Annotated in this window: 24 protein-coding genes; 17 read left to right on the top strand and 7 right to left on the bottom strand. The window is 68.7% G+C overall.

Going from position 1 to position 22,974, the window contains the following annotated elements; translation table 11 throughout:
• Positions 1 to 168: 168 nt before the first annotated feature.
• Complete coding sequence (locus BN13_RS20075; RefSeq protein ID WP_048548112.1) at positions 169 to 1,092, bottom strand: DUF559 domain-containing protein; 924 nt, start codon at positions 1,090 to 1,092, stop codon at positions 169 to 171.
• Between the two features lie 132 nt (positions 1,093 to 1,224).
• Between BN13_RS20075 and thpR the strand changes: the two genes are divergently transcribed.
• Together thpR and BN13_RS15505 are read left to right on the top strand one after the other, a co-directional pair.
• The gene (gene thpR / locus BN13_RS15510) at positions 1,225 to 1,788 is read left to right on the top strand and encodes an RNA 2',3'-cyclic phosphodiesterase (RefSeq protein ID WP_048548111.1); all 564 of its coding nucleotides are present in this window, start codon (positions 1,225 to 1,227) and stop codon (positions 1,786 to 1,788) included.
• Positions 1,789 to 1,859: 71 nt separating this feature from the next.
• Positions 1,860 to 3,386: a gamma-glutamyltransferase gene (locus tag BN13_RS15505; RefSeq protein WP_048548110.1), complete on the top strand. Its 1,527-nt coding sequence runs from the start codon at positions 1,860 to 1,862 to the stop codon at positions 3,384 to 3,386.
• 14 nt (positions 3,387 to 3,400) lie between these two features.
• On the opposite strand, the gene BN13_RS15500 is transcribed toward BN13_RS15505, so the two are convergent.
• Together BN13_RS15500 and BN13_RS15495 are read right to left on the bottom strand one after the other, a co-directional pair.
• Positions 3,401 to 4,732 carry an MATE family efflux transporter gene (locus BN13_RS15500; protein ID WP_084733810.1) on the bottom strand — a complete coding sequence of 444 codons (1,332 nt, stop codon included), beginning with the start codon at positions 4,730 to 4,732 and terminating at the stop codon, positions 3,401 to 3,403.
• 258 nt (positions 4,733 to 4,990) lie between these two features.
• Positions 4,991 to 5,233 carry a DNA alkylation repair protein gene (locus BN13_RS15495; protein ID WP_053079823.1) on the bottom strand — a complete coding sequence of 81 codons (243 nt, stop codon included), beginning with the start codon at positions 5,231 to 5,233 and terminating at the stop codon, positions 4,991 to 4,993.
• 13 nt (positions 5,234 to 5,246) lie between these two features.
• Between BN13_RS15495 and BN13_RS15490 the strand changes: the two genes are divergently transcribed.
• Positions 5,247 to 5,525 carry a hypothetical protein gene (locus tag BN13_RS15490; protein ID WP_048548108.1) on the top strand — a complete coding sequence of 93 codons (279 nt, stop codon included), beginning with the start codon at positions 5,247 to 5,249 and terminating at the stop codon, positions 5,523 to 5,525.
• Between the two features lie 22 nt (positions 5,526 to 5,547).
• Positions 5,548 to 5,808, top strand: coding sequence for a DUF2277 domain-containing protein (locus BN13_RS15485; protein WP_048548107.1), 261 nt, complete (start codon positions 5,548 to 5,550; stop codon positions 5,806 to 5,808).
• A gap of 23 nt (positions 5,809 to 5,831) precedes the next feature.
• Here the strand turns inward: BN13_RS15485 and BN13_RS15480 are convergent, their stop codons facing one another.
• On the bottom strand, positions 5,832 to 7,190 hold the full coding sequence (locus BN13_RS15480; protein WP_048548106.1) for an outer membrane protein assembly factor BamB family protein: 1,359 nt from the start codon (positions 7,188 to 7,190) through the stop codon (positions 5,832 to 5,834).
• 99 nt (positions 7,191 to 7,289) lie between these two features.
• Positions 7,290 to 8,519: an acetyl-CoA hydrolase/transferase family protein gene (locus tag BN13_RS15475; protein ID WP_048548105.1), complete on the bottom strand. Its 1,230-nt coding sequence runs from the start codon at positions 8,517 to 8,519 to the stop codon at positions 7,290 to 7,292.
• 381 nt (positions 8,520 to 8,900) lie between these two features.
• Between BN13_RS15475 and dnaB the strand changes: the two genes are divergently transcribed.
• From dnaB to BN13_RS15435, 8 genes are all read left to right on the top strand, one after another.
• Positions 8,901 to 11,252: a replicative DNA helicase gene (gene dnaB, locus BN13_RS15470; RefSeq protein WP_048548104.1), complete on the top strand. Its 2,352-nt coding sequence runs from the start codon at positions 8,901 to 8,903 to the stop codon at positions 11,250 to 11,252.
• Positions 11,253 to 11,469: 217 nt separating this feature from the next.
• Complete coding sequence (locus BN13_RS15465) at positions 11,470 to 12,216, top strand: TnsA-like heteromeric transposase endonuclease subunit (protein ID WP_084733808.1); 747 nt, start codon at positions 11,470 to 11,472, stop codon at positions 12,214 to 12,216.
• A complete protein-coding gene (locus tag BN13_RS15460; RefSeq protein ID WP_048548102.1) occupies positions 12,213 to 14,501 on the top strand; it encodes a DDE-type integrase/transposase/recombinase in 2,289 nt (762 codons plus the stop codon). The genes BN13_RS15465 and BN13_RS15460 overlap by 4 nt, the downstream gene beginning before the upstream one ends.
• An 80-nt stretch (positions 14,502 to 14,581) precedes the next feature.
• Entirely contained in the window at positions 14,582 to 15,604 is a 1,023-nt protein-coding gene (locus tag BN13_RS15455) for a TniB family NTP-binding protein (protein WP_048548101.1), read from the top strand.
• Entirely contained in the window at positions 15,601 to 17,046 is a 1,446-nt protein-coding gene (locus BN13_RS15450; RefSeq protein ID WP_048548100.1) for a TniQ family protein, read from the top strand. The genes BN13_RS15455 and BN13_RS15450 overlap by 4 nt, the downstream gene beginning before the upstream one ends.
• A complete protein-coding gene (locus BN13_RS15445) occupies positions 17,036 to 18,685 on the top strand; it encodes a TniQ family protein (RefSeq protein ID WP_048548099.1) in 1,650 nt (549 codons plus the stop codon). Before BN13_RS15450 ends, BN13_RS15445 begins: the two co-directional genes overlap by 11 nt.
• Positions 18,682 to 19,497, top strand: a complete 816-nt coding sequence (locus BN13_RS15440) for an abortive infection family protein (RefSeq protein ID WP_048548098.1) — start codon at positions 18,682 to 18,684, stop codon at positions 19,495 to 19,497. Before BN13_RS15445 ends, BN13_RS15440 begins: the two co-directional genes overlap by 4 nt.
• Before the next feature lies 1 nt (position 19,498).
• A complete protein-coding gene (locus tag BN13_RS15435) occupies positions 19,499 to 20,335 on the top strand; it encodes a hypothetical protein (protein ID WP_084733807.1) in 837 nt (278 codons plus the stop codon).
• On the opposite strand, the gene BN13_RS15430 is transcribed toward BN13_RS15435, so the two are convergent.
• Both BN13_RS15430 and BN13_RS20675 read right to left on the bottom strand, forming a co-directional pair.
• Positions 20,323 to 20,970, bottom strand: a complete 648-nt coding sequence (locus tag BN13_RS15430; RefSeq protein WP_201329103.1) for a DUF488 family protein, N3 subclade — start codon at positions 20,968 to 20,970, stop codon at positions 20,323 to 20,325. The genes BN13_RS15435 and BN13_RS15430 overlap by 13 nt on opposite strands.
• A gap of 64 nt (positions 20,971 to 21,034) precedes the next feature.
• Positions 21,035 to 21,163, bottom strand: coding sequence for a hypothetical protein (locus BN13_RS20675; protein ID WP_268806971.1), 129 nt, complete (start codon positions 21,161 to 21,163; stop codon positions 21,035 to 21,037).
• Between the two features lie 74 nt (positions 21,164 to 21,237).
• On the opposite strand from BN13_RS20675, the gene BN13_RS15425 reads away from it, so the two are divergent.
• From BN13_RS15425 to BN13_RS15405, 5 genes are all read left to right on the top strand, one after another.
• Positions 21,238 to 21,447, top strand: a complete 210-nt coding sequence (locus BN13_RS15425; RefSeq protein ID WP_048548097.1) for a hypothetical protein — start codon at positions 21,238 to 21,240, stop codon at positions 21,445 to 21,447.
• On the top strand, positions 21,444 to 21,698 hold the full coding sequence (locus tag BN13_RS15420; protein WP_048548096.1) for a hypothetical protein: 255 nt from the start codon (positions 21,444 to 21,446) through the stop codon (positions 21,696 to 21,698). Before BN13_RS15425 ends, BN13_RS15420 begins: the two co-directional genes overlap by 4 nt.
• A gap of 118 nt (positions 21,699 to 21,816) precedes the next feature.
• A complete protein-coding gene (locus BN13_RS15415) occupies positions 21,817 to 22,125 on the top strand; it encodes a hypothetical protein (RefSeq protein ID WP_048548095.1) in 309 nt (102 codons plus the stop codon).
• Positions 22,122 to 22,673 (top strand): hypothetical protein, encoded by a 552-nt coding sequence (locus BN13_RS15410; protein ID WP_048548094.1) that lies wholly within the window; start codon positions 22,122 to 22,124, stop codon positions 22,671 to 22,673. Before BN13_RS15415 ends, BN13_RS15410 begins: the two co-directional genes overlap by 4 nt.
• On the top strand, positions 22,670 to 22,974 hold a 305-nt coding region (locus tag BN13_RS15405), incomplete at its 3' end, for a TniQ family protein (RefSeq protein ID WP_201329102.1). The genes BN13_RS15410 and BN13_RS15405, both read left to right, overlap by 4 nt.

The raw sequence follows: 22,974 nt of genomic DNA, 5'->3' as shown, positions 1-22,974 counted from the left end.
CCCTCCGGCCGGATTCCCGCCCAATCCCAGTTCCCGGCGCTTTGGGAGACTTTCTGGCTGTGGTTTTGCCATGCAAAGCGCCGGAAAGCCACCCAACCCTTTTAGGTCCCGGGCCTCTGCGCGGGGCCAGCCACTCGGGCGCGGCCGGCGACTCGGGCGCGCGCCCGCTCAGGGGCGACGAGCGTGCTGCGCCAACGCGCGGCGGACCTTCGCCATGGCCTGCGCCGAGTGCTCCAGATCGGCCCAGGTCAGGCGGACCACGTCATACCCGAGCGCGCGCAGCGCATCCTCACGACGCTTCTCGCGCCACAACACCTCGGGGTCCCCGCTCGCGTACTTGACCTTGCCGTCGAACTCCACGACCAGTTTCGTCCCCGTCACCAGGAAGTCAACCCGCGCCACGAAGCGCCCGTCCGGGTCGCAGATCTCCACCTGGCATTCGACCTCCACGCCGTTGACCAGCAGCAAGAACAGTGTCCGCGCCTCGGCCACCGACTCACACTGCCCGCGCACGAGCCGTCCCACCGCCTTCGCCCGCGATGAATGCGGCCACAGGGCGACCGCCTCGATCGCCGCCCCGAACTCGGCCCGACTCACCTTCCCGGATGCCAGCGCCAACTCGGCCGTCACCATCCCCGCCTGCACCCCACGGTTGATCGCCACCTCGACCAGCGCGGTCGCCAGCGGCACGCACGGTCCGTATGCCGTGTCCACCCACGCCGACGCCTGCCGCCGCACCACCATCCCGCGCGGGCCCTGCCCTCGATCGACGGGCCGCCGGATGATCGGCTGAGCGAGGGAAGCGCCATACACCTCAACTCCGTGACCCACGACGGCACTGGAGGAGGTGAAGACGGCATCCGCGAAGAGCAGCCGCGCCCCGCGCATCAGTTGCGCGTGGAACCCCTCCGCCGTCAGGACCCGCCGCGACCCCAGCAAGTAGACCCCGCGAAATAGGTGCACCAGCAGCCCGCCGCGCGTGAGTCGCTGCAGGCAGCGGTCGGTCACCCCCGACTCCAGGGCGCGCCGCGCGGTCAGGAGCCCGTGCTCATCGCACAGACTCGTCAGCCCCTCCCCGTCGTATGCCGCCACGCACCCATGCTTCGACCCTCACCCTGGCGAGGTCCAGCCGCGCCCACCGCGCCTGTGGACGAAGCCCGACCGTGCCCCGCGCAACCCTGTGGACAACGACAGGACCGGGGGACGCGGCATACTGGCGGGATCATGCGGATGTTTGTCGCCGTCGTCCCCCCGCCCGCCGTTGTGGAGGATCTCCACGACTTCCTCGACTCCCGTCGCGAGGCCGCCCCCGGCCTGCGCTGGACCGATCCCGATCAGTTCCACGTCACGCTCGCCTTCCTGCCCGAGGTCCCGGAGCGCGCGGTCGAGCCCCTCACCGCCGCCCTCGCCACCGCCGCCCGCGAGCGACGTCGTTTCGCGCTAAACCTCGCCGGCGGCGGCACCTTCCCCAGTCCGTATGCCGCGCGCGTCCTCTTCGTGCACGCCCAGGACGAGCCTGGTCACCTGCCCCCGCTCGCCCGGGCGGCCCGGGCGGCCGCGAACCAGGCCGGTGCGGCGCCGGACGGTGGCCGCTTCCAGGGCCATATGACGATCGCCCGGTTCGGGCGGCCGACCGAGGCCACCAAGTGGTTGCGCATCCTCGACACCTATCAAGGCCCTGGCTGGGTGGTGGACGAGATCGAACTCATCGCCTCGCACCTGGGTCAGGGGCGCCAGCGGCGTCCCCGCTACGAGACGATCGCCCAACTCCCCCTGAGCGCGCCCTAGCCCCCCTCCCCGCTAGCCCCTCCACCCCCCATCCCCGACCCCGCCCGGCGAAATCGGCAAGAATCGCGGGCATGACCCGACACGTTGCCGTCGCCGCCACCGGACCCCTCGCCGTCGATGCCGGGCTGACCGCAGTACGCGCGGGGGGCAATGCCGTTGACGCCGCCATCGCCGCCATGTGTGTCGCGATGACCAGTGAGCCGGGGGTGGTCAGCCCGATGGGCGGGGCGTTCGTGACCATCTGGCCCGCCGACGCCGAGCCGGTCACCATCGACGGCAATGTCGAGATGCCGGGCCGCGGCCTGCCCGCGGAGCGCTTCGGTCAGGGCCTGCGCGAGATCGACCTCGCCTATGGCGGCGGGATCACCATCTTTGGCGGCTTCGGCGCGGTCGCGCTCCCCGGCGCCCTCTCTGCCCTCGGCATGGCGCACGAACGCTACGGCAGCGGCGCCTGGGCCCAAGCCCTCGAACCAGCGGAAAAGGCTGCACGCCAAGGCTTTCGGCTCGGCGGCGCCGCCGCCAGCTACCTCGCCCTCACCACCGACTCGCTCTTCGGCTGGGACCCGGAGACCCACCGCTCCGTCACGCGCGAGGACGGCACCGCCCTCCAAGCCGGCGATCTCGTCATCGACACGGCCCTCGCCGACACCTGGCGCCGCCTCGCCACAGAGGGCGCCGCGGACGCCTACACCGGTGAGATCGGGCGCGCCCTCGCAGCGGCGAGCGAAGCGGGAGGTGGGTTGATCACGGCGGCGGACCTCGCGGCATACGAACCGGTCGTGCGCACCCCCCTGCGCCTCGACCTCGGCCGCTGGGATATCGCGACCAATCCGCCCCCCAGCGTCGGCGGGCCGATGCTCGCCGTCATGCTCGGCGAACTCGTCCGCCGCGGGTCGGTCGCGTGGGCCGATGTCATCGAGGTGCAGCGGCAGGTGCTGACCTACCGCAGCGAGGTCCACGACTTCTCGGCGGACCTGGAGGAGGACGGCTACCGGTTGCTGGAGGACGTGCGGGCGGCGGGCATCGCCGGCCTGACCACCTCCAGCTCGACCGCCCACATCTCCGCGGTCGACAGCGACGGGCTTGCCTGCGCGATCACGGCGTCGAGCGGATACTCCTCTGGCGCAACGATTCCCGGCACCGGGTTGGTCCTCAACAATTGCCTCGGCGAGCCCGAACTCAACCGCCTCGGCCTCCACGCGCTACCCCCGGGCACGCGCCTCGCCTCCAACATGGCCCCCTCCGTCGCCCGCCACCGCGGCGGTGACGTCCTCGCCATCGGCTCGCCCGGCGCCGACCGGATCACCACCGCCCTCATGCAAGTCCTCTCCCGCCACTGCCTTCTCGGTATGCCGCTCGGCGAGGCCATCGCGGCCCCACGCGCGCACGTCCGGGTCGTCCGAGGCGAGCCGACCCGGGTCGAGCACGAACCCGACGACGGCATCGTGGCCGCGCTCGGCGAGCTCGGGCTGGAGGGTCGCGAGCACGCTCCTCAAGCGATGTTTTTCGGCGGGGTCGGCGGGGCGTCGCGCAGCGCGACCGGCGTGCTCTCGGCTGCCGGCGACCCGCGCCGCGAGGCGGCCACCGGCGTCGCGTAGATGTTGACGGGCGCCTACCGCGTCGGCGGCGCCCCCGTCACCATCCACCCGTCCTGCCGTAGGCGCCACGCAAAGAGCGCGCCCCGCACCACCATGAACGAGGTGAACCCCACCCACAGCCAGGCCGTCGCCGCGACCGGACCCACCTTCGGCAGCAGGGCGTGCATCACCACCACCACCGGGACGTATGCCGCGAGCACCCCCACCATCGCCCCCATCAGCCAGCGGTGGTCGCCGGCCCCGATCAGGACGCCGTCGACAACGAAGACGTAGCCCGAGAGGGGCTGCCCGATCGCGACCACGATCAGCGCCGCCGCGATCGCCGCGCGCACCTGCGGGTCGGTGGTGAAGGCGAGGGGGATGATCCGATGCAGGGCGAGGGTGAGGGCGGCCAAGGCGAGGCCGCACCATACGCCCCATCGGACCATCAGGGCCGTCGCCGCCCGGGTTCCCGCCACGTCCCCAGCGCCGAGCGCCTTCCCGGTGAGCGCCTGCCCGGCGATGGCGAGCGCGTCCAGCGCGAAGACGAAGAAGCTCCACACGGTGCTCGTCACTTGATGCGCCGCGAGGGGGACGTCACCGAGCCCCGCGGCCACCCACGTCGTCAGGACGAGCACCGCGCGCAGCGCCAGCGTCCGTACCAGCAGGGGCACCCCGCCGAGTGCCGCCGACAGCACCCGCCGCGGGTGCGCCCGCCACGCCGCCCCCTCGACCCGCGCATAGCGAGCCATGATCAGGAGCAGGCCGAGCGCCATACCCCATTGCGCCACAACGGTTCCCCACGCAGAGCCGGCGATGCCGAGCTCGAGTCCGTAGACGAGAACGACATTGAGCACAGCATTCGCCGCGAACCCGAGGACGGATGCGACGAGCGGGGTCCGGGTGTCCTGGAGTCCGCGGAACACTCCCGTGCACGCGAGCACCACCAACATCGCCGGTATGCCGCCCGCCGCCACCCGCAGATAGCTCACCGCTTGCTCGAGCGCGTCCCCGGTGCCTCCGAGGGCGCGGCACAGCGGCTCCGCGCCGAACCCGACGAGGAGCGCGGCCGCGAGGCCGAGGACGATGGACAGCCAGGCGCCGTCGACGCCCACCTCCACCGCGCCCCGCCGTGACCCGGCCCCGATCTGGCGGGCGACAACCGCCGTGGTGCCGTAGGCGAGGAAGACGAAGATGCCGACCACGGTCATCAGGACGGTGCTGGCCAGCCCGAGCCCGGCGAGCGGTGCGGTCCCGAGGTGGCCGACGATCGCGGAGTCGGCGAGCAGGAACAGCGGCTCGGCGATGAGGGCGAGGAAGGCCGGTATGGCGAGGCGCGCGACCTCCCGCCCGCTCGCCTGCGCCATACGGCCCATCATTGCGGAGGAAGGGTCAGTCCCAGACGAGCGTCCGCACCCGGTCCATCGTCACCTTGAGCGGGCGATGTCGTGGCAGCACTCGGACGGTCCACGCCACAATGGGGCACCATCCGCCGAGCGTTGATCGACAAGGGGCTCATCGAAGCTCCGGGTTATGGCGTCCTTCAGTTCACGATGCCGACCTTCGCGCAGTTCGTCCTGGACGTCACCGGGATTGAGCATCACGGGCCTGGGCGCGGCTCCGCCCTACCCAATGTGCTTCCGGGCCTCCCGGCGGCTTAGGCCGGACAAGACTGATTCGTGCGCGGCGACGAAGGCGCGGACCCAGTCGGGGTCGGTCCGGGCGTACTGCCGCAACGCCCAGCCGATCGCCTTCCGGATGAAGAACTCCGAGCCGTATGCGGTGCCCTCCACGTTCGCTTCGATCGCCTCGGTCAGCAGGTGCACATCGGTGCGGTCCCGGAACGGCAACTGGCAGATGATCGCCACCCGCCGTAGCCACATGTCGTCCGCGACGGCCCACGCCGGCGGCGCGCCGACCGCCCTTCCCGTCTCCGGGCTGAGCACCACCGGGATCGTGGCCCCCTCCGGGTCGGCCTACATCTACACGGTGACGGTCGCGGCGCCTTACACCAACTCCTCCGGCAGTGAAGTGTTCTTCGGCGGCGGCGTCGCGTGGACCGGCGCCAAGGCGCTGCCGATCGGCACGGAGGTCAGCACCTCCGAGTCCGGCCCAGTCACGGTGGACAGCGACGGGACCTGCTACTACAACGCCTACTGAGGTTGCTGCTTATCCTCAAGGCATGTGCCGCAATATCAGGCCCCTGAACAACTTCGAGCCGCCCGCCACCGGCGCCGAGATCGAGGCCGCCGCGCTGCAGTTCGTGCGCAAGGTCGCGGGCACGACCAAGCCGTCGGCGGCGAACCAAGAGGTCTTCGACAAGTCCGTGGCCGAGATCGCCCACATCACCGCGCACCTGCTCGACGACCTCGTCACGACCGCCCCGCCGAAGACCGGCACGGCGCGGGCGCGGGCCGCGGTGCGCTACGGCCGGCCCGCCTGAGGACGGGGGGTTAGCGCGGGCGGCTAGCGCGCGGCATACGCCTCAAGCTCGGTGACTTGGTACTTCCCGCGCATGCCCGGCTTGGCGAGCACCACCCACCTGTGCGAGCCCGCGACCACCGTGCCGGGCAGCAGTTCGCTCGTCCGGGTCCCGTCCAGCCGCGCGGTGTAGGACGGCTGCATCACCTTCTGGATCGAGTAGTAGGGATCCGTCGCGACGAACGCGCGCTCCCCGTCCTGGGCGATGACGCCACCGTCGCCGATCGGGTGGGCCGACTTCGTGGGCGCAGCCGGATCGGTGAACTGCATCAGGAAGCTGCGTCCACTACGCGGGCTGTTGGAGCAGATCAGGTCGCCGTGCACGATCGTGCGGGGGCATTCGAAGCTGGAGAATTCGGGCACGTCCACGTCGTGGACCGCCCCGGTCGCGGTCTCGACGGCGACGTGTCGGCCTCCCTCCGTATTCAGGAGCAGGACGGTACCCGAGCGCCCAACGATCCGGCTCTCCCGCTCGAACGTGATGTCCCACAACGGCTTCCCGGTGCGGCGGTCGAGCGCGCTGATCGCGGTGAGGCCCCTCACGAAGAGGGCATCGTCGGGGCCGACATCGGTCGGAACCGTGACCCCGATGGCCGCGTCGCCGAGCACGTCGATGGCCACGAAGCCGTCGCGCTTCCACACCGTCTTCCCATTCCGAGCGTCCAGGCCGTATGCCGTGACGGCCGACTTCTTGTCCGAGCGCACCTTCCCGGTGCGCATCATGGCGGTGGCCACGACGACGTCGTCGTGGACGCCGGCGACCTGGACCCCCCAGGCGAGATCGTCGTCATACCCCGGCTTGCCGTATGCCGTGAAGCCCGCCAGCTGTGCCTGCCATCGCCGCTTGCCGGTCGCGAGATCGAGCCCGGCGACGCCCGCCGCGTCGCTGACATCGCCATCGGGGCAGGTGGCGTCGCTGTCGTCGTCACCGAAGCAGGTGGTCGTGGTCTCGATCGGGAGGAGGCCGCCCTCGGTGGCGAAGCGGGAGAGCCCTCTGGTGTTGACGCCGGCAGCGAGGCGGCCGGAGAACTCCTTGAGCGTCCATGCGATCGAGCCGGCCGCGAGGTCGACGACGGTCAGCGGCATATTGGTCAGCGGGGCGATGACCAGTTGGTCGCCGTCGAGCGCGATGTCCCCGGGGTTGCTGAGGTAGTCCGTGCCCGGGTTCGCCGCCTCGGGGTCGAAGGTCCAGACCGGCTTGGCGTCGATGGTGTAGTCGATGGCGACCGGTGCGGTGGTCGAGGAGGAGGACGGGGCGTCGCCGGCGTCGGTGCATCCCGTCGCGATCAGGGCCGTGGCCGCGAGGATCGCGGCGGCGCGGGCGGTCGAGAACGGCGAGGTCATGTCTCCCCCAGGGTCGGCGACGTCGTCAGGGTCAGCGGTGTCGGTCGGACCGAGGTTAGAGCGGCGGGTGGCGGCGTTGATTCCCTGGGGGCTCGTGAATTAGGCGAGGCCGAGTTGCGCGGCTTCCTCGCGGAGTTCGTCGCGGACGTCGGGGTGCGCGGCGTCGCGGATGAGATGGCGCGCCTGGGCCTGCTGCGTGTAGCCGAGGAGCTCGGCGACACCATGCTCGGTGACGACGGCGGACTGCTGGAAGCTGGTGACCGGCTCGTCCAGGAGCGGCACGATCGTCGAGACGTTGGCCTTGGGGTGCCAGGAGCGCATCGCCATGAAGGCCTGGCCACCCGGGGAGTGCAGCGCCCCGACGATGAAGTCGGTCTGGCCGCCAAAGCCCGAATAGATGCGCGCCTTGATCCGGCTGGCGTTGGCCTGGCCGAAGAGGTCGATCTCCAGGGCGGTGTTGATCGACGTCATCGAGCGCTGCAGGGCGATCACCGACGGGTCGTTGGTGCGCTCCGTGCGCATCATCCGAACGCGCGGGTTGCCGTCGACCCAGTCGTAAAGGTCGCGCGTTCCCATCAGGAAGCTCGTGGTCAGCGGGTGGCCGGTGTCGAGGGCGCCGCGGCGATCGAGTTCGAGGACGCCATCGGAGAAGGTCTCGGTCCAGATGCGTAGGCCCTTGTGGCCGGCCAGGGCACCCAAGGCCGCATCGGGGATGGCGCCGATCCCTGCCTGGAGCGTCGCGCCCATCGGGACCCGGGCGGCGACGAGGTCGCCGATCCGCTGACTGGCGTCATCCGGGGCGGCGGGGCGCGCCTCGGGGAGGGGGGTGGAGACTTCCAACGCGTGGTCGATGTGGTCCACCGGGAGGAGGGCATCGCCATACGTGAAGGGCATGTGGTTGTTGACGACGGCGAAGATGCGCCCCGAGCGCGCCCGACACGCCTCGATGGCGGCGGGGAGAATGTTGCATTCGATGCCCATGCTCACGTAGCCGTCGCACGGTGGGGACACGTGCACGACCACCGCGTCGACGGGGAGGGGGCCTCGGAAGAGGTGCGGCACGAGGGAGAGGCGAGCAGGGATGTACGCGAGCTTGCGGTGCTTGCGCATCCCCGCGCCGACGAAGCACGTCTCGGCGGTGACGCCATCGCGGTCGGGGGCCGCGCCGATGCCGGCGTTGAGAGCGTGGATCGTGTAGCGGGGCAACGCCCGGTCGATCAGGGAGATCGCATCGGTGGGGACAGCGAAGTTGCCGCTGACCACGATGCGCGGATTATCGGGCAGGGCCGAGAGGGCCGTTTGGAAGGCTTCGGGCGACACAGTCCGCATGGCTCCATTGTCTGTGGAGGGGGCGGCGCAAAGGTAGTCAGGCTACCCTTCGCCGTTGTCCACCTGCGTGTCGACAGCTGTGGAGAAGACACGCCCGAAGAATCTTTTCTCCACACCGGTGGACGAACGAATGTGCAGGTCAGGGGCTTGGTGATGCAGTTACCCGGGAGTTTCCACAGGTCTTTCCCCCAGGTGTGCACAAGCAGCTTGGGCATGTTCCACAGGGTGTCCACACGGCATACACAAGGCGACATTGAAACCACGGGAGGACGGCTCTAACGTGTCCTGATTCCCGTGGTTCGACTCTTCCCGACAGGGTTGTCGGTGGGCCCTGGGAGCCTGGTGTTCCAGGCGACAACGGCTCACGAAAGGCTCCCCTCGGTGGCGATCTCGGACCTCAACCTCGGTGCCTACGGCTCACCGGACGGGCCGGCGATCGACCGACTCCCGCCGCAGGACGTCCAGGCCGAGCAGTCGGTGCTGGGGGGGATGCTGATCTCGAAGGACGCCATCGCCGAGGCGGCCGAGCGGCTCAAATCCAACGACTTCTATCGCCCCGCCCACGAGACGTTGTATGAGGCGATGGTCGACCTCTTCTCGCGCGGCGAGCCGGTCGATGCGATCACCGTTGCCGATGAGTTGACCAAGCGCGGGACGTTGCAGCGGGTCGGTGGCCATGCCTATCTGCACGACCTGATCCAGAGCGTGCCGACGGCCGCCAATGTCGGCTATTACGCGGCGATCGTGGCGGAGCGTTCGATCCTGCGCCGGCTCGTGGCGGCCGGCACGCGCATCGTGCAGCTCGGCTATGGCGAGGGCGAGGGGGAGGTCGACGAGATCGTCAACCGCGCCCAGGCCGAGGTGTATGCCGTGGGCGACAAGCGCGGAAGCGAGGACTACATCCCGCTCGCGCAGACGCTGGAAGAGACCCTCACCGAGATCGAGGTTGCGGGCGGTCGCAGCGATGAGTTCATCGGTGTCCCGACCGGGTTCACCGAGCTGGACGAGCTTTTGCACGGCCTGCACAAGGGCCAGATGATCGTCCTCGCGGCCCGCCCCGCCGTCGGCAAGTCGACCTTCGGCATGGACATCGCGCGCTGCGCCGCGATCAAGCACCGGATGCCGGCGGTGATCTTCTCGCTCGAAATGAGCCGCACCGAGATCTCCATGCGTGTGATCGCGGCGGAGGGCTCGATCCCGCTGCAGGAACTGCGCAAGGGCACCCTGGGCGACACGGGTTGGGCCAAGATCGCCAAGGTCGTCGGTCGCATCTCCGACTCCCCGCTTTACATCGACGACTCCCCCAATATGTCGCTGATGGAGATCCGCGCCAAGGCTCGCCGCCTGAAGCAGCAGCACAAGCTGCAGTTGGTGGTGATCGACTACTTGCAGCTGATGAGTTCGGGCAAGAAGGTCGAGTCCCGCCAGCAGGAAGTCTCCGAGTTCTCCCGGGCGCTGAAGCTGCTGGCCAAGGAGCTCGAAGTTCCGGTGATCGCGATCTCGCAGCTCAACCGTGGCCCCGAGCAGCGCACCGACAAGCGCCCCCAGATGTCTGACCTTCGTGAGTCTGGCTGCCTCCCCGCTGACACCAAAATCCTGCGCGCCGACACGGGCGCCGAGGTCACCCTCGGGGAGCTGTATGCCAGCGGCGAGCGCGACATCGAGGTCTGGGCGCTGGATGAGTCGCTGCGCTATGTCCGCCGACCGATGACGCACGTCTTCTCCACCGGCGTCGCCCCCGTCTTCCGCCTCACCCTCGCCTCCGGCAAGACCGTGCGCGCCACCGAGAACCACCCCTTCCACACGTATGACGGGTGGCTCCCCCTCGCCGCCCTGCGCACCGGCACCCGCGTCGCCGTCCCCCGCCACGTGTATGCCCCCCGCGCCCTCACCGAGTGGGACGACGCGCGCGCGGTTGCGCTGGCGCGCGAGGTGGCTGCCGGCCGGGCTGTCGTCGGAGCCGACGTCTTCGCCCTCCCGAAGCCGCAGATCGCCCTCTTTGTCGCATCGCTTTTCGAGGCGGCCGGGTCCGTCGTCGTGGACGACGACAGCGAGGGCCGGGTCTCCTTGCCTGTATGCCGCGCCGTCGCCGACGCCGTCACCCGCCTGCTCTTGCGCTTCGGCATCCAGACCCGGATTGCTGCGGGCGACGCCGGCGAGGTCGTCCTGGACATCGACGGCGTCGACAGCCAGCGTCGATTCCTGCAGGAAATCGGTCTCGGGGCTCGCGACCAGCCCGCCGCGGCGGCGCTGCTGGCTTCCGTGCGCGCGGCCGGCGTCGACCACGACCTCCACGGCTCGGGTGACTCTTTGTGGCACAACGTCTCGGCGGCGATGAGCACAGAGGGGGTTGGCGCTGGGCGCGAAACCGGCTCCGGCGCAGCGGTTCTCACTCGCATTACCGAACTCCTCGACTCCGCTGACCTCGACCTCACGGCTGTCAACGATGTCTTTTGGGACGAGGTTGTCTCGGTCGTCCCGGCCGGTATCGAGGAGGTCTTTGACGCCACAGTGCTCGGCACCCACAACTTCGTCGCGGACGGCGTCGCGGTGCACAACAGCATCGAGCAAGACGCCGACGTCGTGATCCTGTTGCACAAGGACAAGGAGCGCGAAGGCGAAGCCGACGTTCTGGTGGTCAAGCACCGAAACGGCCCCACCAAGGACCTTGTATTGGGCTTCCAGGGCCACTACGCCCGCTTCTCCAACATGGCTGCATCGGGTGGCTTTTGATGTCGAGATGGGTCCTACTTTTCATAAACCGCCACCTATGTTTCATAGGGGGGTTCACGGCGTGTCTTCTTGTCAGATCGTGATTTCTGCGCTACCCGGCGCGAGAGGGGAAGGTCTACGCTCAACGCACTAGACAAACGTCGAGGGCGCCCCGTTCCAGCGGAGCGCCCTCGTAAGACAAGTACCTGATCCGGGTGAGGAGACAGGAGGTGTCGTCATGCCCAGTGTAGGGCTACGGCCCGTCGGTTCCCAAGTGGGTGAAGCGACGTGGTCGTTTCGGTGTGCTGGGGGTTCGCGATCCGAGTGGTCATGGGTCGCGGGGCCGCCCGATCCACGCAGCTTGCAGCCGGTGCGGGAGACGAGGTCTGGCCGGCTGTCGAGAAACATCCCGGTGCAGGCGATGTCGACGACGACGGGTGGGTGGCTGTTTCTCGAGTCTGGTCTCGAGCACGAGCTCGCAACGTGGCTGGACCGTCAGCGTGATGTGACGTGGCTGGTCGGTCAACCCGTGTTGTTGCGCTGGGGGGACGGAACGAAGCACTTCCCCGACGTGTTGAGCGCGCACCGGGATGGCTCGGTGACGATCTGGGACGTCCGAGCTCCGGAAGAACGCGATGACACGTTCATGGTGATGTCGACGCGTACTCGGGCAGCCTGCGCGAAGGTCGGCTGGCGTTACGAGCTGTTCGGTGGTCTCGACCCGGTGGCGTCGTTGAACCTGCGCTGGATTGCGTCGGCGCGCAGAGCGCCGGAGTGGCTCACGCCTGCCAAGGCGATTCTGCAGGGTGTCCTGGCCGATGGTGGCGGCTGTGTTGGCGATGTCATCGAGGCCGATGACGATCGAGGGTTCCTGACGTCAGCCATGTGGCACCTGGTCTGGTCGGGTGAGATCGAGATGGACCTCAACGCCCCGTGGGATCAGCGCTCGCGCCTGGCGTGGGCAACCGATGAGGTGCGGACATGAACGCCCGAGTGACGCTCTACGAGGGCGCCACCATCCTCTTCCCGGAGGGACCTCGAATCGTGGTCGCGGTCGGCCCGTTTGGGTACACGGTCCGCGATGTCACCGGCGGTGTCCACGAGGTGTCGTGGACCGACGTCCAGCCGGCACGCGCCATTGTCGACGGGCGGGTGGACGCGGTGGCTGAGTCGTTGATGGCCGTCTTGTCCGGGCTGAGCGATGACGCTCTCCAAGAGTCGCTGGACAAGCTGGAGGTCGTTCTGACCATGCGCACGGGCTTCGCTCTCGGGCACCCGGCTCTCGCGCGACCTGGGGAGCCATACTCGCTGTTCAACCCGGCCCGAAAGGTCTCGGACAGCAAGAAGTGCGAGGCGATGGCCACGATCCTTGCCCGGGAGGCGCTGCTCGATCGACGTCGTCAACGCAACTTGGAGGCGGGCAAAGCCACACCTCGGGCGAGGGTTGGCGCGGTCTCGCAGCGTCAGCTGATGAACTGGCTGGCCGACTTCGACCGACCGATCAACGGTGGGCTCCTGGCCTTGGTGGACAAGCGTCGCGTTCGCCGGCACTCCGCCTTCGGAGGTCTCGATCCTGAGGTGCGACGCATCGCCGACGACATCGCCGCCCGCATCGATGGAACCCAAGCGGTTCGCTCGATCGACGAACTTCTCCGACGCACGCTGTTGGCGCTCAAAGCCGAGGGTTTGGACTCACTCGACCCTCCGGAGTCGACCCTGCGGACCTACCTGACGCAGGCTGCTCAAGCCGCCGGGCGCACAACTCGCTCCCATACGACGAAGAAGTTGCGAGGTGTCCTGGCCCTGACGGCCTACCCCGCCCTTCGACCGGGCCAAGTCGTCGCGATCGATGTGACCCGCAGCGACACGTTCTGCGTCGACCCGTGGACTGGCAAACCCATCTCGGTCGAGATCATCACCGCACTGGACGTGTGTACGCGTGTCGTCCTGGCTCTACGGGTCGTGCCCCGCAGCGCGAACGCGATCGAGGCCGGCTTGATCCTCTATGACGTGCTGCGCCCGTTCAGCCAGGTCGTCGAACCCGGCCAGGTCCACGACTGGCGTTGGGCCGGTGTGCCAGAGACCATCGGCTCGATCGAGGACGCCGTCGCCGAGGCCGAGCGCCTCTCCGCCCGGCCCCTCCTGGGCGAGCATCCGATCCCCGGCCTGCTCCCGGATGCGATCCGCGCCGACAAGGGCAGCATCTTCACGGGCCGCTACTTCCGCGAGGTGTGCACCCTCCTGGGAATCCACCTGCTGCTCTCCCGGGGGAAGAAGCCCACCGACAACGCGTTTGTGGAGCGCTGGCACGAGACCCTGCAGCGCTGCTTGCTGCAGTTGTCCGGCCACAAGGGCCGCAACGTGTCCCAACGGGGCAGCGACGCCGGCAAGATCGTCGTCGACAAGAAGGGCCGCGCCGTCTTCAAGGGCGACGGGCCCGGCCTCACTCCGCGCGAGCTTGAGTTACGGCTGCGGGAGTTCATCTGCACCGACTACCACCGCACCCGCCACGGCGGTCTCACGGTCGTCGACCGCACCATGGAAGACCGCTCACCGGCGGTGGGGATGACTCCGCTGGAGGTCTTCGACGCGCTCCTGGCCGCTGTGGGCCGGCTGCACGTCCTCCAGCGCCCGGACCTGCTCTATGACCTGCTGCCACAGCTGTGGCTGACGATCCGCCACGACGGCGTCGAGTACAAAGACCTGACGTTCGACTGCGCGGAACTGGACGACTTCCGCTCTGTCCCCAAGGGGTTCTTCCGCGACCAGGACCGTGCCGCGCCCTTCTTCATGGATCCGCGGGACCTCTCGCGGTTGTGGTTCCGTCGACCTGACACCGGCGCCGTGGTCGAGGTCCCTTGGCGGCGAGCATTCCAGCTGCAGGCGCCGATGACCGACCTGGTCCTCAAGGCTGCCACCCAGGCCGTGAAACGTCGAGGCGGCACGAACACCACCATCAACAAGGACAGCGTTCAGCGGGAAATCCTTGAGGCCGTCAACGACATCGCCTCAATCGACCGCCTCCGGGCCAACCCGGACATGGTCGACTGGAAACCCAACAAGGTCGCGGCGGCCCACCTGCGCGAATCACGATCCCAGTTCGACCACGCCGAAGCCGCCGAAGCTGGCGCCCGCGGCACCCGACGGACCAGCCGCGGTGCCTCTTCAAAGGGAACCCGCGCCGGTGCGAGCAGGTCGAGCAGTCCGCCAGCATTTGACCCGACACAGACGGCGTGGCCGACGCTGGAGTCGCAGGAGGGGGAGCCGTGAAGGCGTCACGCCTGCACGCGCAGGCCTACGCACCTCCTTTGACACCGCCGCCGACGTTGACTCGGGCTGAGGCCGGGGCAATGTCGGAGGCCAAGCGTCGTGAGTATGCCCGTGAGGTACGCCGCTACCTCAACGGCCACTACTTCGACTCCGAGCGGGATCGTCGGATCCGGCAGGTCCTGAACGACCTGATCGAAGACAACGCCCAGATGCTGACCGGGACCCGGGAGGTCGCACTCCTGACCGGCTTCAACGTCCTGGGCAAGTCCACGGTCCTGTACCAGCTGTCGTATGCCGTGCACCGCCACCACGTCGGGCCGGACGGTGACCCCGAACGTATGGCGCGGCGAACCACGACCCGCCGGTTCGGGGGCCGTGACCAGGAAATCCACCCCACCCACGCGCCGGTGCTGTTCTTGTCCCTGGAAGCCGCGACCACCGTCACCCGGTTCAACGAGCTCGTCGTCGAGGCCTTCGACATGGACAAGAGCACCGCGAAGAAGGCCTTCACTCTCGACCTGGTGCTCGAGCATGGGGTACGGCTGCTGGTCATCGACGACCTCCACCAGCTGATCCTGACCGAACGCCTCGGCCGGTACGCCCTGGACCACCTCAAAGCGATCGTGACCGCCCTGGGTGAGTACGGCATCACTGTCATCTTCTCCGGCGCGAATCTGCACGCCCACGACGTGATGAGCGACCCCCAGATCACCGGCCGCGCCTACGCGATCACCGTCGCCCCCTACGGCTCCGACACCCGCGACCAGGTCCTGGCGTGGCAACGCTTCCTCAAAGAGTCCGGCGACGTTATCGCCCCGTTCCTTCCCGCCGCAGAACCGGGCATGCTGCACAACGACCTGCCCGGGTTGATCCTGGAACGCACCCACGGACGGATGCAGGCCATCGTCAACCTCCTGCGCCAGGCCACCGTGGCGGCGATCGTGGACGGCACCTGGGCGGTCACCGAGGAACATGTGCTGGCCGTTCCCGCGTCCAAACTGACCATCGACGAACTCGCCAAGAAGGCCGACAAAGCAGCCGCGAAGCCAACCCAGCTCCATCCCACGGTCAGCGTCACCCAGCACGGGCAGGTCACCGGATGAGCGACGCCAGCCAGCTCCCCGTCGCTGTCGACATCCAGCCTGGTGAAGACATCGCCGCCTACCTGCAACGGGTCGCCGACGCCAACTACCTCGACTTTCCCGTCCTGACCGGCCACCGACGCACCGCCCGAGTCTGGGAAGACCCAGACCACCCATTGCTAGCCCGGCTCTCGTCGATCACCGGGGTCGCCGAGGAACGCCTACGGGCTGCCACGCTGAGGGGCACCTATCCGGGGATGGCGCTCGGACGCGCCCGGACCGGGCGCCGGTATGCCGGCCAACCCGCCACATGCCCCCGCGGCTGCTTTGACACGGTCGCCGCAAGGCTCAACCTGATCGTCCTCTGCCCCAACTGCGAGGACCTCCTAGTCGATCGGCTCGATCCGGGCCCACTACCGGCTCCGGTGAGTTTGCGGGAGGTTCATCACGACGTGATGACGACACTCGGTGCGACGACGTCCAGCCGGTCTGCTCGAGATCGGCTCCGGCGCCTGGAGTCGCTCATGGCCAAGGTCGAACTCGCCCTCTGGCGGAACTGGCCCCCGCTGTTCGACGGGGAGACCCAACAATGGAGAACTCGTGCGGTGCGCTGGGTGGACCGCAACGTCATCACCGGCCGGTACACGATCGCCCGCCCTCCGTCGATCACCGCCACCCTGCTCACCCTGACCTGGGATGCGGCGGCTGATCGAGCCACCGCCGAAGCGATGCTCGATGACATCGCGATCATGGCCGACCCCTGGGATCCCGACCCCCAGGAGATGCCGGACTGGCGCAACCCACTCGACGCTCGCGACGGCCTACTCGATCTCCTGGAGAACCTCGACATTCAGGCACGCCACGTCCCGACCATCCTGCGCCTGCACGATGACCCGATCATCCTTCCTGAACACCACCGCACCCACCGAACCGCCGAAGCCCTCGCCCTGACCGCCCTAGCCAGCCAAGCCCACGGCACCCCCATGACGATCGCCGGAGCCACCTCCCTCCACGCAGCCGACTCATCCCCCCGCGCCCAACGCGTCGCAGCACGCCTGCTCGATGACACAGATGCGCTCTGCCGACTCGCCGTGCATGCTGAGCGACTGCACTCCGCAGGCCTGCTTGACCGCGCTCAAGCCCGTGCAGAACTGCGCGGCATCCAACGTCTCCCGTCCAGCGCCCTCCGAGATATCCCGCGAGCCGGCGGCGCACACCTCGATCGAGAGGCCGCGGCTGCCTGGGTGTGGCTCGACGCCACCGCAGGCCGGCCCGCCGGCGGGCCCCACCCAAACCGGTCAAACGCCAGCATCGTGACCTTCGACAGCGCCCTCGACCCCGAAACGAAACTCCACCTACGCACCTGGTGGCGAAACCGGCTCACCAGCAGCAGCGACCTAGTCACGGCCGAGGAATCCGCCTCGCCAGCCCGCAACACCGAGGTGACTCGAGATGCTGGCTGACAACGCCGAATCCGACCTGCCGACCCTCGTCAACCTCGCTCCCGGCGAGGCCCTCGATGCCTATCTCGAACGCGTTGCTGACGCCAACTACCTCACCACGGCCCGACTGATCGAGATGGTGCGGGCCGGGCACGGCTCCACCACCGCCTACCTCATGCTCGCCCCCACACCGGCCACCCTGAAGCGGATCGCTCACCTCACCGGAGCCGCCGCCGCCGCCCTGCAGAACGCGACCTTGGCGGCCTACGACGGAACGAGCCTCGACCTGCACGGGCTCGACCCGGCCCACCAGTCCAGCTTCCGCACCATCGCCGCCCGAGGCTGGATCCCCGGCCACGGCACCCAGATCTGTCCGCAATGCCTCGCCGACGACGGCATCTGGCGCATCACCTGGCGCCTGCCCACCACGACCGTATGCCGCACCCACGGCACCTACCTGCTCGCCACGTGCCCCGGCTGCCAGCGCCCCTTCCGCGACCAGCGACACTCACCCTTGCGCATCGTTGGTTCCCAGACGTTGTGCGGCAACCCTCTCGGCCAAGGCCCACGCAAGCAATGCCGCGTCGACCTCACCACGCTCGCCGCCGAGCCGGCCGACGATGCCTGCCTCCAACGCCAAGCCCGGCAAGACACCGCCGACGCCGCCGGGGCAGTCGCCACCTTCGCTGGCCAACTCGCCGCGCCCGAGTTCACCACCACCCTCCGATCCCTGACCGCACTCCTTCTGCACCTCGCCGCAGCGTCCCGAACGCCCGTCAACCTCCCCTCCTGGGCACGCGACGTCGCCGATGCCGGCACACCTCGGGTTCGGCGCTGGAGCATCCGCCCACCCCAAGACTCCGTCCTCCGCTCACGCCCGCTCACGGCAGCCGACCACATCCTCGCCTCGGAGGACCTCGACACCGCGGCAACCCGGTTCGGGTCCTGGCTCGAGCACCTCCACGACGTCCCCGAAGGCCGGCTTGGATGGCTGGCCGACCACACCCGCATGACACCGACCCTGACGCGGCTCGTGATGGCCGCCCACGCACCGCGCCGTCGCCTGTCCCATCTCCTCGACCAGCAACCACCGCTCACCGCCTCGACCCGACAGATCCCGCAAGTCCTTCCCCAGCACCTCGTCCGGGACCACCTCGGCGGGCTCTTCGACTCCCGCCCCGCGACTATCGGCCTGTTCGCATCCCTCTGCCTGGCCAAAACCCACCCGCACGTCCACTCGTGGGCCGACGCCGCGCGAGAACTCCGGCTGCCACCCGAACTCGGCGAACGCACCGCCCGCGCCTGCTCAGCGTCGATGACCGCGTCGCCCGCCGACGTCGCAGCCGCCCTCGCCCGGGCTGCTCGCCGGCTCGAGATTGACTACCGGGCGATGGAGGACCGCGTCCAACACCTCGCACGAACCAAACGCTGGTTCCGTCGATGGTCTCGTCACAACTGCCGAGGTACCCGCCCCGGGAGCCGCGCTTACGCCCTGCGCTGGCTGTGGCTGGAGGTCGCGCACGGTCACCCCGCGACGGTCGCGGTCGCGGCCAACCCTCGGTCCTATCGGAAGTTCGCCCGGCTCCTCACCGAGGAGCAGGCCACAACCTTGGCCGGCGCGATCGCGACATCGCCGCACACTACACAGGAGTCCAGATGAGCCCACGAGCCACGATCCCGCTCAACAGCGACATCAGCGCGGCCCTCGCCATGTTCTTCCACGGAGGTGCTGGCCCCAGCCACACTACAATCACGACCGTCTTGACGGGTTCCGGCTACGGGGACGACTACGTCTACACGCCCAGTATTCAGGGCAAGAACAAGGAGCAGAGAGTCCTCCAGGCCCTGCGGATCGCGCAGCGAGAGCCAGCACGTGCCCGACACCTCGTTGATGAGCTGCCATCTGCCCTCCGTGTAGCGGGCCTTATCGGCAGCGACGCTGCCGGGGAAGATGTTGACCGTCTCAACCGGGCCCTGCGCTCCGCCGGTTGGTACCTCACCGACGACGGACATCTTCAACCATTCGGCAATGTTGACCTGGACACCGGCGGTCGCCCCGCCCTGGACGAGCAGCTCGAGCGTCTGCGCCGCTCCACTGCCGATCCCGCCCTTCTCATTGGAACCGCCAAGGAGCTCCTCGAGTCCGTATCCAAGTTCGTCCTCGAAGAGCTCGGCATGCCGGTGGGCAACAAGATGTCCTACGACCAGTTATGGCACCTCGCTAGGGAGCGGCTCGGGGTGCTGCCCCAGCAGGTCGACCCCAACCTGCCGGGCGTCGATGCCATTCGCGCGATCCATCAGTCAACCTGGAACATCGCCGACCAGGTCAACAAGCTCCGGAACCTCCAGGGAACCGGCCACGGCCGGACCCTGCCCACTGGTGTGTCCGAGGATCTGGCAATGCTCGTCGTGCGTGAAGCCGCCACCGTCGCGGACTACATGCTCGCCAGACTCGATCGGGAGAAGGGCTGACGTGCCTAGCCAAGGTGCCCTGTTCGGCGGGCCAGATCGGGATGTTCCAAAGCCCTCCCGCCCGGACGAACTGGAGGTCCTCATCACCGTCAAAGCTGCGCCCAACCCTTCAGCGAAAGCGGGCGAGACGGTATGCGTGGCCGGACTGGGGCTGTCCCGCGGCCGCACAGAAGCGCGGTGGATCCGCCTGTACCCCATCAACTTCCGATTCCTTGAGCAGGACCAGAAGTTCAAGAAGTACGACATCATCCGAGTCAGGGCCGTGCCCGCCACCGGCGACTCCCGCGTCGAGTCATGGCAACCGGACATGTCCACCATGGTGGTTATCGACCACCTCGATCCCTGGAAGCGTCGTCGAGCACTTCTCGACCCAACGGCTTCGGACACCATGTGCGAACTGAACCGGCAGAACCAGCGGGCAGCGGTGGCGCCATCGCTAGGGCTCGTCCCTGTACGGGAAGTGCTCGATCTGCGGATCACCGACCACGCCGGCTGGACACCAGAAGAACAGGCCAAGATCGACGCCTACGTCAACCAGATGGACTTGTTCGACGACTCCGACAAGAGCCCACTGCAGGCCCCGCGACTTGAGGGTCACTACCGATGGAAGTGCTACGACGCTCAATGCAAGGGCCACGATCAGAGCATCATCGACTGGGAGTTCGTCGCGCTCCAACGCCGCCTCGGCGACAGCCCCGCGGCCGCCGTACGTGCCGCGCTCAAGGAGAAGTTCTTCGACATGATGTTCAAGCCGCCCCGGGCACCTGCCTTCTTTGTGGGCAACCAAGCCAAACGCCGCCACGTGTTCCATGTGCTCGGTGTGTACTACCCCAACTGAGCGAGCTCCTCGAGCACGACTGAGCGATGGCACCGCTCCTCGTCCCGCTCGAAGCAGAGCAGGGCGACATGATGCTCCTGCCTCCAAGAGGCGAGCTCACCAAGCGCGCGTCGCGCCTCGGGGGTCCGAAGGCCAGCCCGATAGCGTGCCCGCCCGACCTCCAACTCTGCGCCGGCAAACAGTGGCCGGTTCTCCTTGGCATTGCCCAAAGACCGCAGATGTTCGTATCGCACCCCGATGTCTCCGAGAGCCGCGCCCAGGCGCGTCTTGCTGAACCCCTGCTTCCGGCTCAACGGTGTGAGGCGGACGTCGGCGACCAGGTCAATGCCGGCCGCTTGGATCGCGTCGACGAACGTTGCGATCTCGCAGCCTTCATACCCGACGGAAGACACCCGATTCGGCCGAGCCGGCAGCAGCGCGTCCACGGTCGTCTCCAGGGCGTCCGCGATGGCGGCGATCCGAAACACTCCAGGCTGTTCGACGTGCCCCTGCTCGAGCTTTCGCAGTGTCTCTAGTCCCACCCCCGAGGCCGCTGCGAGTTGCCTCTGTGTGATGCCGAACTCCCGACGGGCTTGGGCGATCGCGGACCCAAGCACCTGACTCCGGGACGGATGAATGGAAGACTGGGGGATCACGAGAGTAGTAAAGCATTACGACCTCGACAGAGTCCGCCTCGGGGCTGAGAGGAGCGCTCGTGCCTCACCCCGCGTCGGCCGCGGCATCCACGACCTCGACGCCGCCCGGCTCACTGACGCTGTCACCGGCCTCGTCGACGCCGGGCTGGTGGACTACAAGGAGCGCTGCGACACCCTGCGACCCATCACCCACCCCCCGCGGCTGCCCCCTGGCCAAGGACCGGCTCCCCGCCATCGACGATCACCCCAAGGCGCGAGTTGGCGTGGATGTCGACACGGCTGACTCACGGGCCCGCGTTCACTGGCCCACGCCCCTTCATCGCCGACCGACACGTGCGCGCCTTCGACACCGCCATCGACCCCGAGACCCGCCTGGTCCTCGCCGAGACCGGGCAGCAGTTCCTCGCTGACGCCGACGTCATCACCATCCCCACCACCCAGGCCACCTGGGCCGCCATCACAAGGAGATACGGATGACACCGATCAACCATCCCGCCCTGGAAGACCTGCACCAGCGCACCACGGCGATGCTCACCACGATCGACGACACCCCGCTCGAGCGGGACCACCTCCACTACCCGCACCACTACGAAGAGCTCCGACTCCTGGTCGAGGACTGGCTCACCGCCACCACGGCCACACCCCGGCGTTCCCGGAGCAGACCTGGGTCATCACCCGCCACGGGGCCGTGGTGGGTGTCTGCACGACCGCCACCGCCGCTGCCCTGACCGCTGGGATCCCTGATCTCGCGTTCACGCCGATCAGTCTCGACTCGACCGCGATCGAGGACCTGCGCGCAAGCTGGTCCACCCCACCGTCTCCACCTTTTGCGGCACGGGAGCGGTGATGCGCGGGATCAGTCGCGAGGTTCTCGCCCGCGACGCCGCCTGGTCCCTGGCCGACGGCTCCTGCAAAGACCTCACGATCGCGTGGGGTCGGTGGGAAGACATGTATGCCGCCGCTCTCACCCCCGCGGCTCGCCTCGCCGCCCTGGCCGAGCCAGCCTCAGTCTGCTCCGCCTGCCCGATCGCCGCAGAGTGCGCCGACCTCGCCGAGCTCTCCGGCTACACCGGCATCGCCGCCGGCGAGGGCTACCGCAACGGCCGGCCCGACGTTGCTCGTGCCCGTGCGCCGCGAGAACGGAGGTCGGCATGAGCGCCTGGCAGCTCTACCCCAACCATGTCTGGCTCGCCGACGGCGACCACGCTCTCGTCTTGCTGGTGATGGGTCTTCCCGAACGTCAGGTCCTGGGCGCCACCGTCGTCCAGGAACCCGCAGACGCGGCCGCGTTGCTGGCCCGCCTCGTGGACGCTCACGGCTGCCCGGCGACGCTGCGTTCGATCTGGGACCCACTCTTCGAGGGCGTCAACGCTGCAGCTCGCGCCGCCGTTCGTCAGGCGGGCTGCGCTGACCCCGTGGGCAAGCTGGAGTCTGACGACTTCGTCTGGGCGCTCGACATCGGCGACGCCGCCACCCAAGCAATCCGGGACAGCAACCCCGCCACCATCGATGACGCTGCCAGCGCTCTCGAGAGGTGGCTCCACGCCCCCGCTCGCACGCCATCGGCCAAATTCACCGGCCAGCGCTCGGGTAGCCTGACCCATGACGCCTACCCTCGCGAGGGACCGGGAAGTGACCCCCAGGATCTCCTGCCGGACGACAGGGCCTGGGGGTCGCGCACACCACCCCCAGACGCGCCATGACCGCAGCCCTTCCGGTGCCCGTTGCGCCGCGCCCTGGGGAGTCGATCGAGTCCTGGCTCGAGCACCTCGCCGACGCCAACGGCCTCACCACCGCCCAGCTCCTCACTGCGACAGGTCGTGGACGCGCTGGTACCCGGTACCTCACCCTCGCGCCGTCACCGGAGACGATCACCCGTCTCGCGGCTCTCGCCCGCGTCGATGAACGGGACGTGTATGCCGCCACCCTCGCCGCCTTCGACGGAACCGCCCTCGACCTCACCGGACTCGACTCGGCCGACCGGCACTCCTACCGGCAGGTCGC

The sequence above is a fragment of the Nostocoides jenkinsii Ben 74 genome (genome assembly GCF_001046875.1).
GTDB lineage: Bacteria > Actinomycetota > Actinomycetes > Actinomycetales > Dermatophilaceae > Nostocoides_A > Nostocoides_A jenkinsii.
The sequence above is the reverse complement of the archived record's forward strand: the minus strand, read 5'-3'. Positions and strand labels throughout refer to the sequence as shown.

What these genes read in the sequence shown, in the direction of transcription:
- thpR (WP_048548111.1), top strand. Translation starts at nt 1,225, where the DNA reads ATGCGGATGTTTGTCGCCGTCGTCCCCCCGCCCGCCGTTGTGGAGGAT.
- BN13_RS15505 (WP_048548110.1), top strand. Translation starts at nt 1,860, where the DNA reads ATGACCCGACACGTTGCCGTCGCCGCCACCGGACCCCTCGCCGTCGAT.
- BN13_RS15500 (WP_084733810.1), bottom strand. Translation starts at nt 4,732, where the DNA reads ATGGCGCAGGCGAGCGGGCGGGAGGTCGCGCGCCTCGCCATACCGGCC.
- BN13_RS15490 (WP_048548108.1), top strand. Translation starts at nt 5,247, where the DNA reads ATGTCGTCCGCGACGGCCCACGCCGGCGGCGCGCCGACCGCCCTTCCC.
- BN13_RS15485 (WP_048548107.1), top strand. Translation starts at nt 5,548, where the DNA reads ATGTGCCGCAATATCAGGCCCCTGAACAACTTCGAGCCGCCCGCCACC.
- BN13_RS15480 (WP_048548106.1), bottom strand. Translation starts at nt 7,190, where the DNA reads ATGACCTCGCCGTTCTCGACCGCCCGCGCCGCCGCGATCCTCGCGGCC.
- BN13_RS15475 (WP_048548105.1), bottom strand. Translation starts at nt 8,519, where the DNA reads ATGCGGACTGTGTCGCCCGAAGCCTTCCAAACGGCCCTCTCGGCCCTG.
- BN13_RS15465 (WP_084733808.1), top strand. Translation starts at nt 11,470, where the DNA reads ATGCCCAGTGTAGGGCTACGGCCCGTCGGTTCCCAAGTGGGTGAAGCG.
- BN13_RS15460 (WP_048548102.1), top strand. Translation starts at nt 12,213, where the DNA reads ATGAACGCCCGAGTGACGCTCTACGAGGGCGCCACCATCCTCTTCCCG.
- BN13_RS15455 (WP_048548101.1), top strand. Translation starts at nt 14,582, where the DNA reads ATGTCGGAGGCCAAGCGTCGTGAGTATGCCCGTGAGGTACGCCGCTAC.
- BN13_RS15450 (WP_048548100.1), top strand. Translation starts at nt 15,601, where the DNA reads ATGAGCGACGCCAGCCAGCTCCCCGTCGCTGTCGACATCCAGCCTGGT.
- BN13_RS15445 (WP_048548099.1), top strand. Translation starts at nt 17,036, where the DNA reads ATGCTGGCTGACAACGCCGAATCCGACCTGCCGACCCTCGTCAACCTC.
- BN13_RS15440 (WP_048548098.1), top strand. Translation starts at nt 18,682, where the DNA reads ATGAGCCCACGAGCCACGATCCCGCTCAACAGCGACATCAGCGCGGCC.
- BN13_RS15425 (WP_048548097.1), top strand. Translation starts at nt 21,238, where the DNA reads ATGTCGACACGGCTGACTCACGGGCCCGCGTTCACTGGCCCACGCCCC.
- BN13_RS15420 (WP_048548096.1), top strand. Translation starts at nt 21,444, where the DNA reads ATGACACCGATCAACCATCCCGCCCTGGAAGACCTGCACCAGCGCACC.
- BN13_RS15415 (WP_048548095.1), top strand. Translation starts at nt 21,817, where the DNA reads ATGCGCGGGATCAGTCGCGAGGTTCTCGCCCGCGACGCCGCCTGGTCC.
- BN13_RS15410 (WP_048548094.1), top strand. Translation starts at nt 22,122, where the DNA reads ATGAGCGCCTGGCAGCTCTACCCCAACCATGTCTGGCTCGCCGACGGC.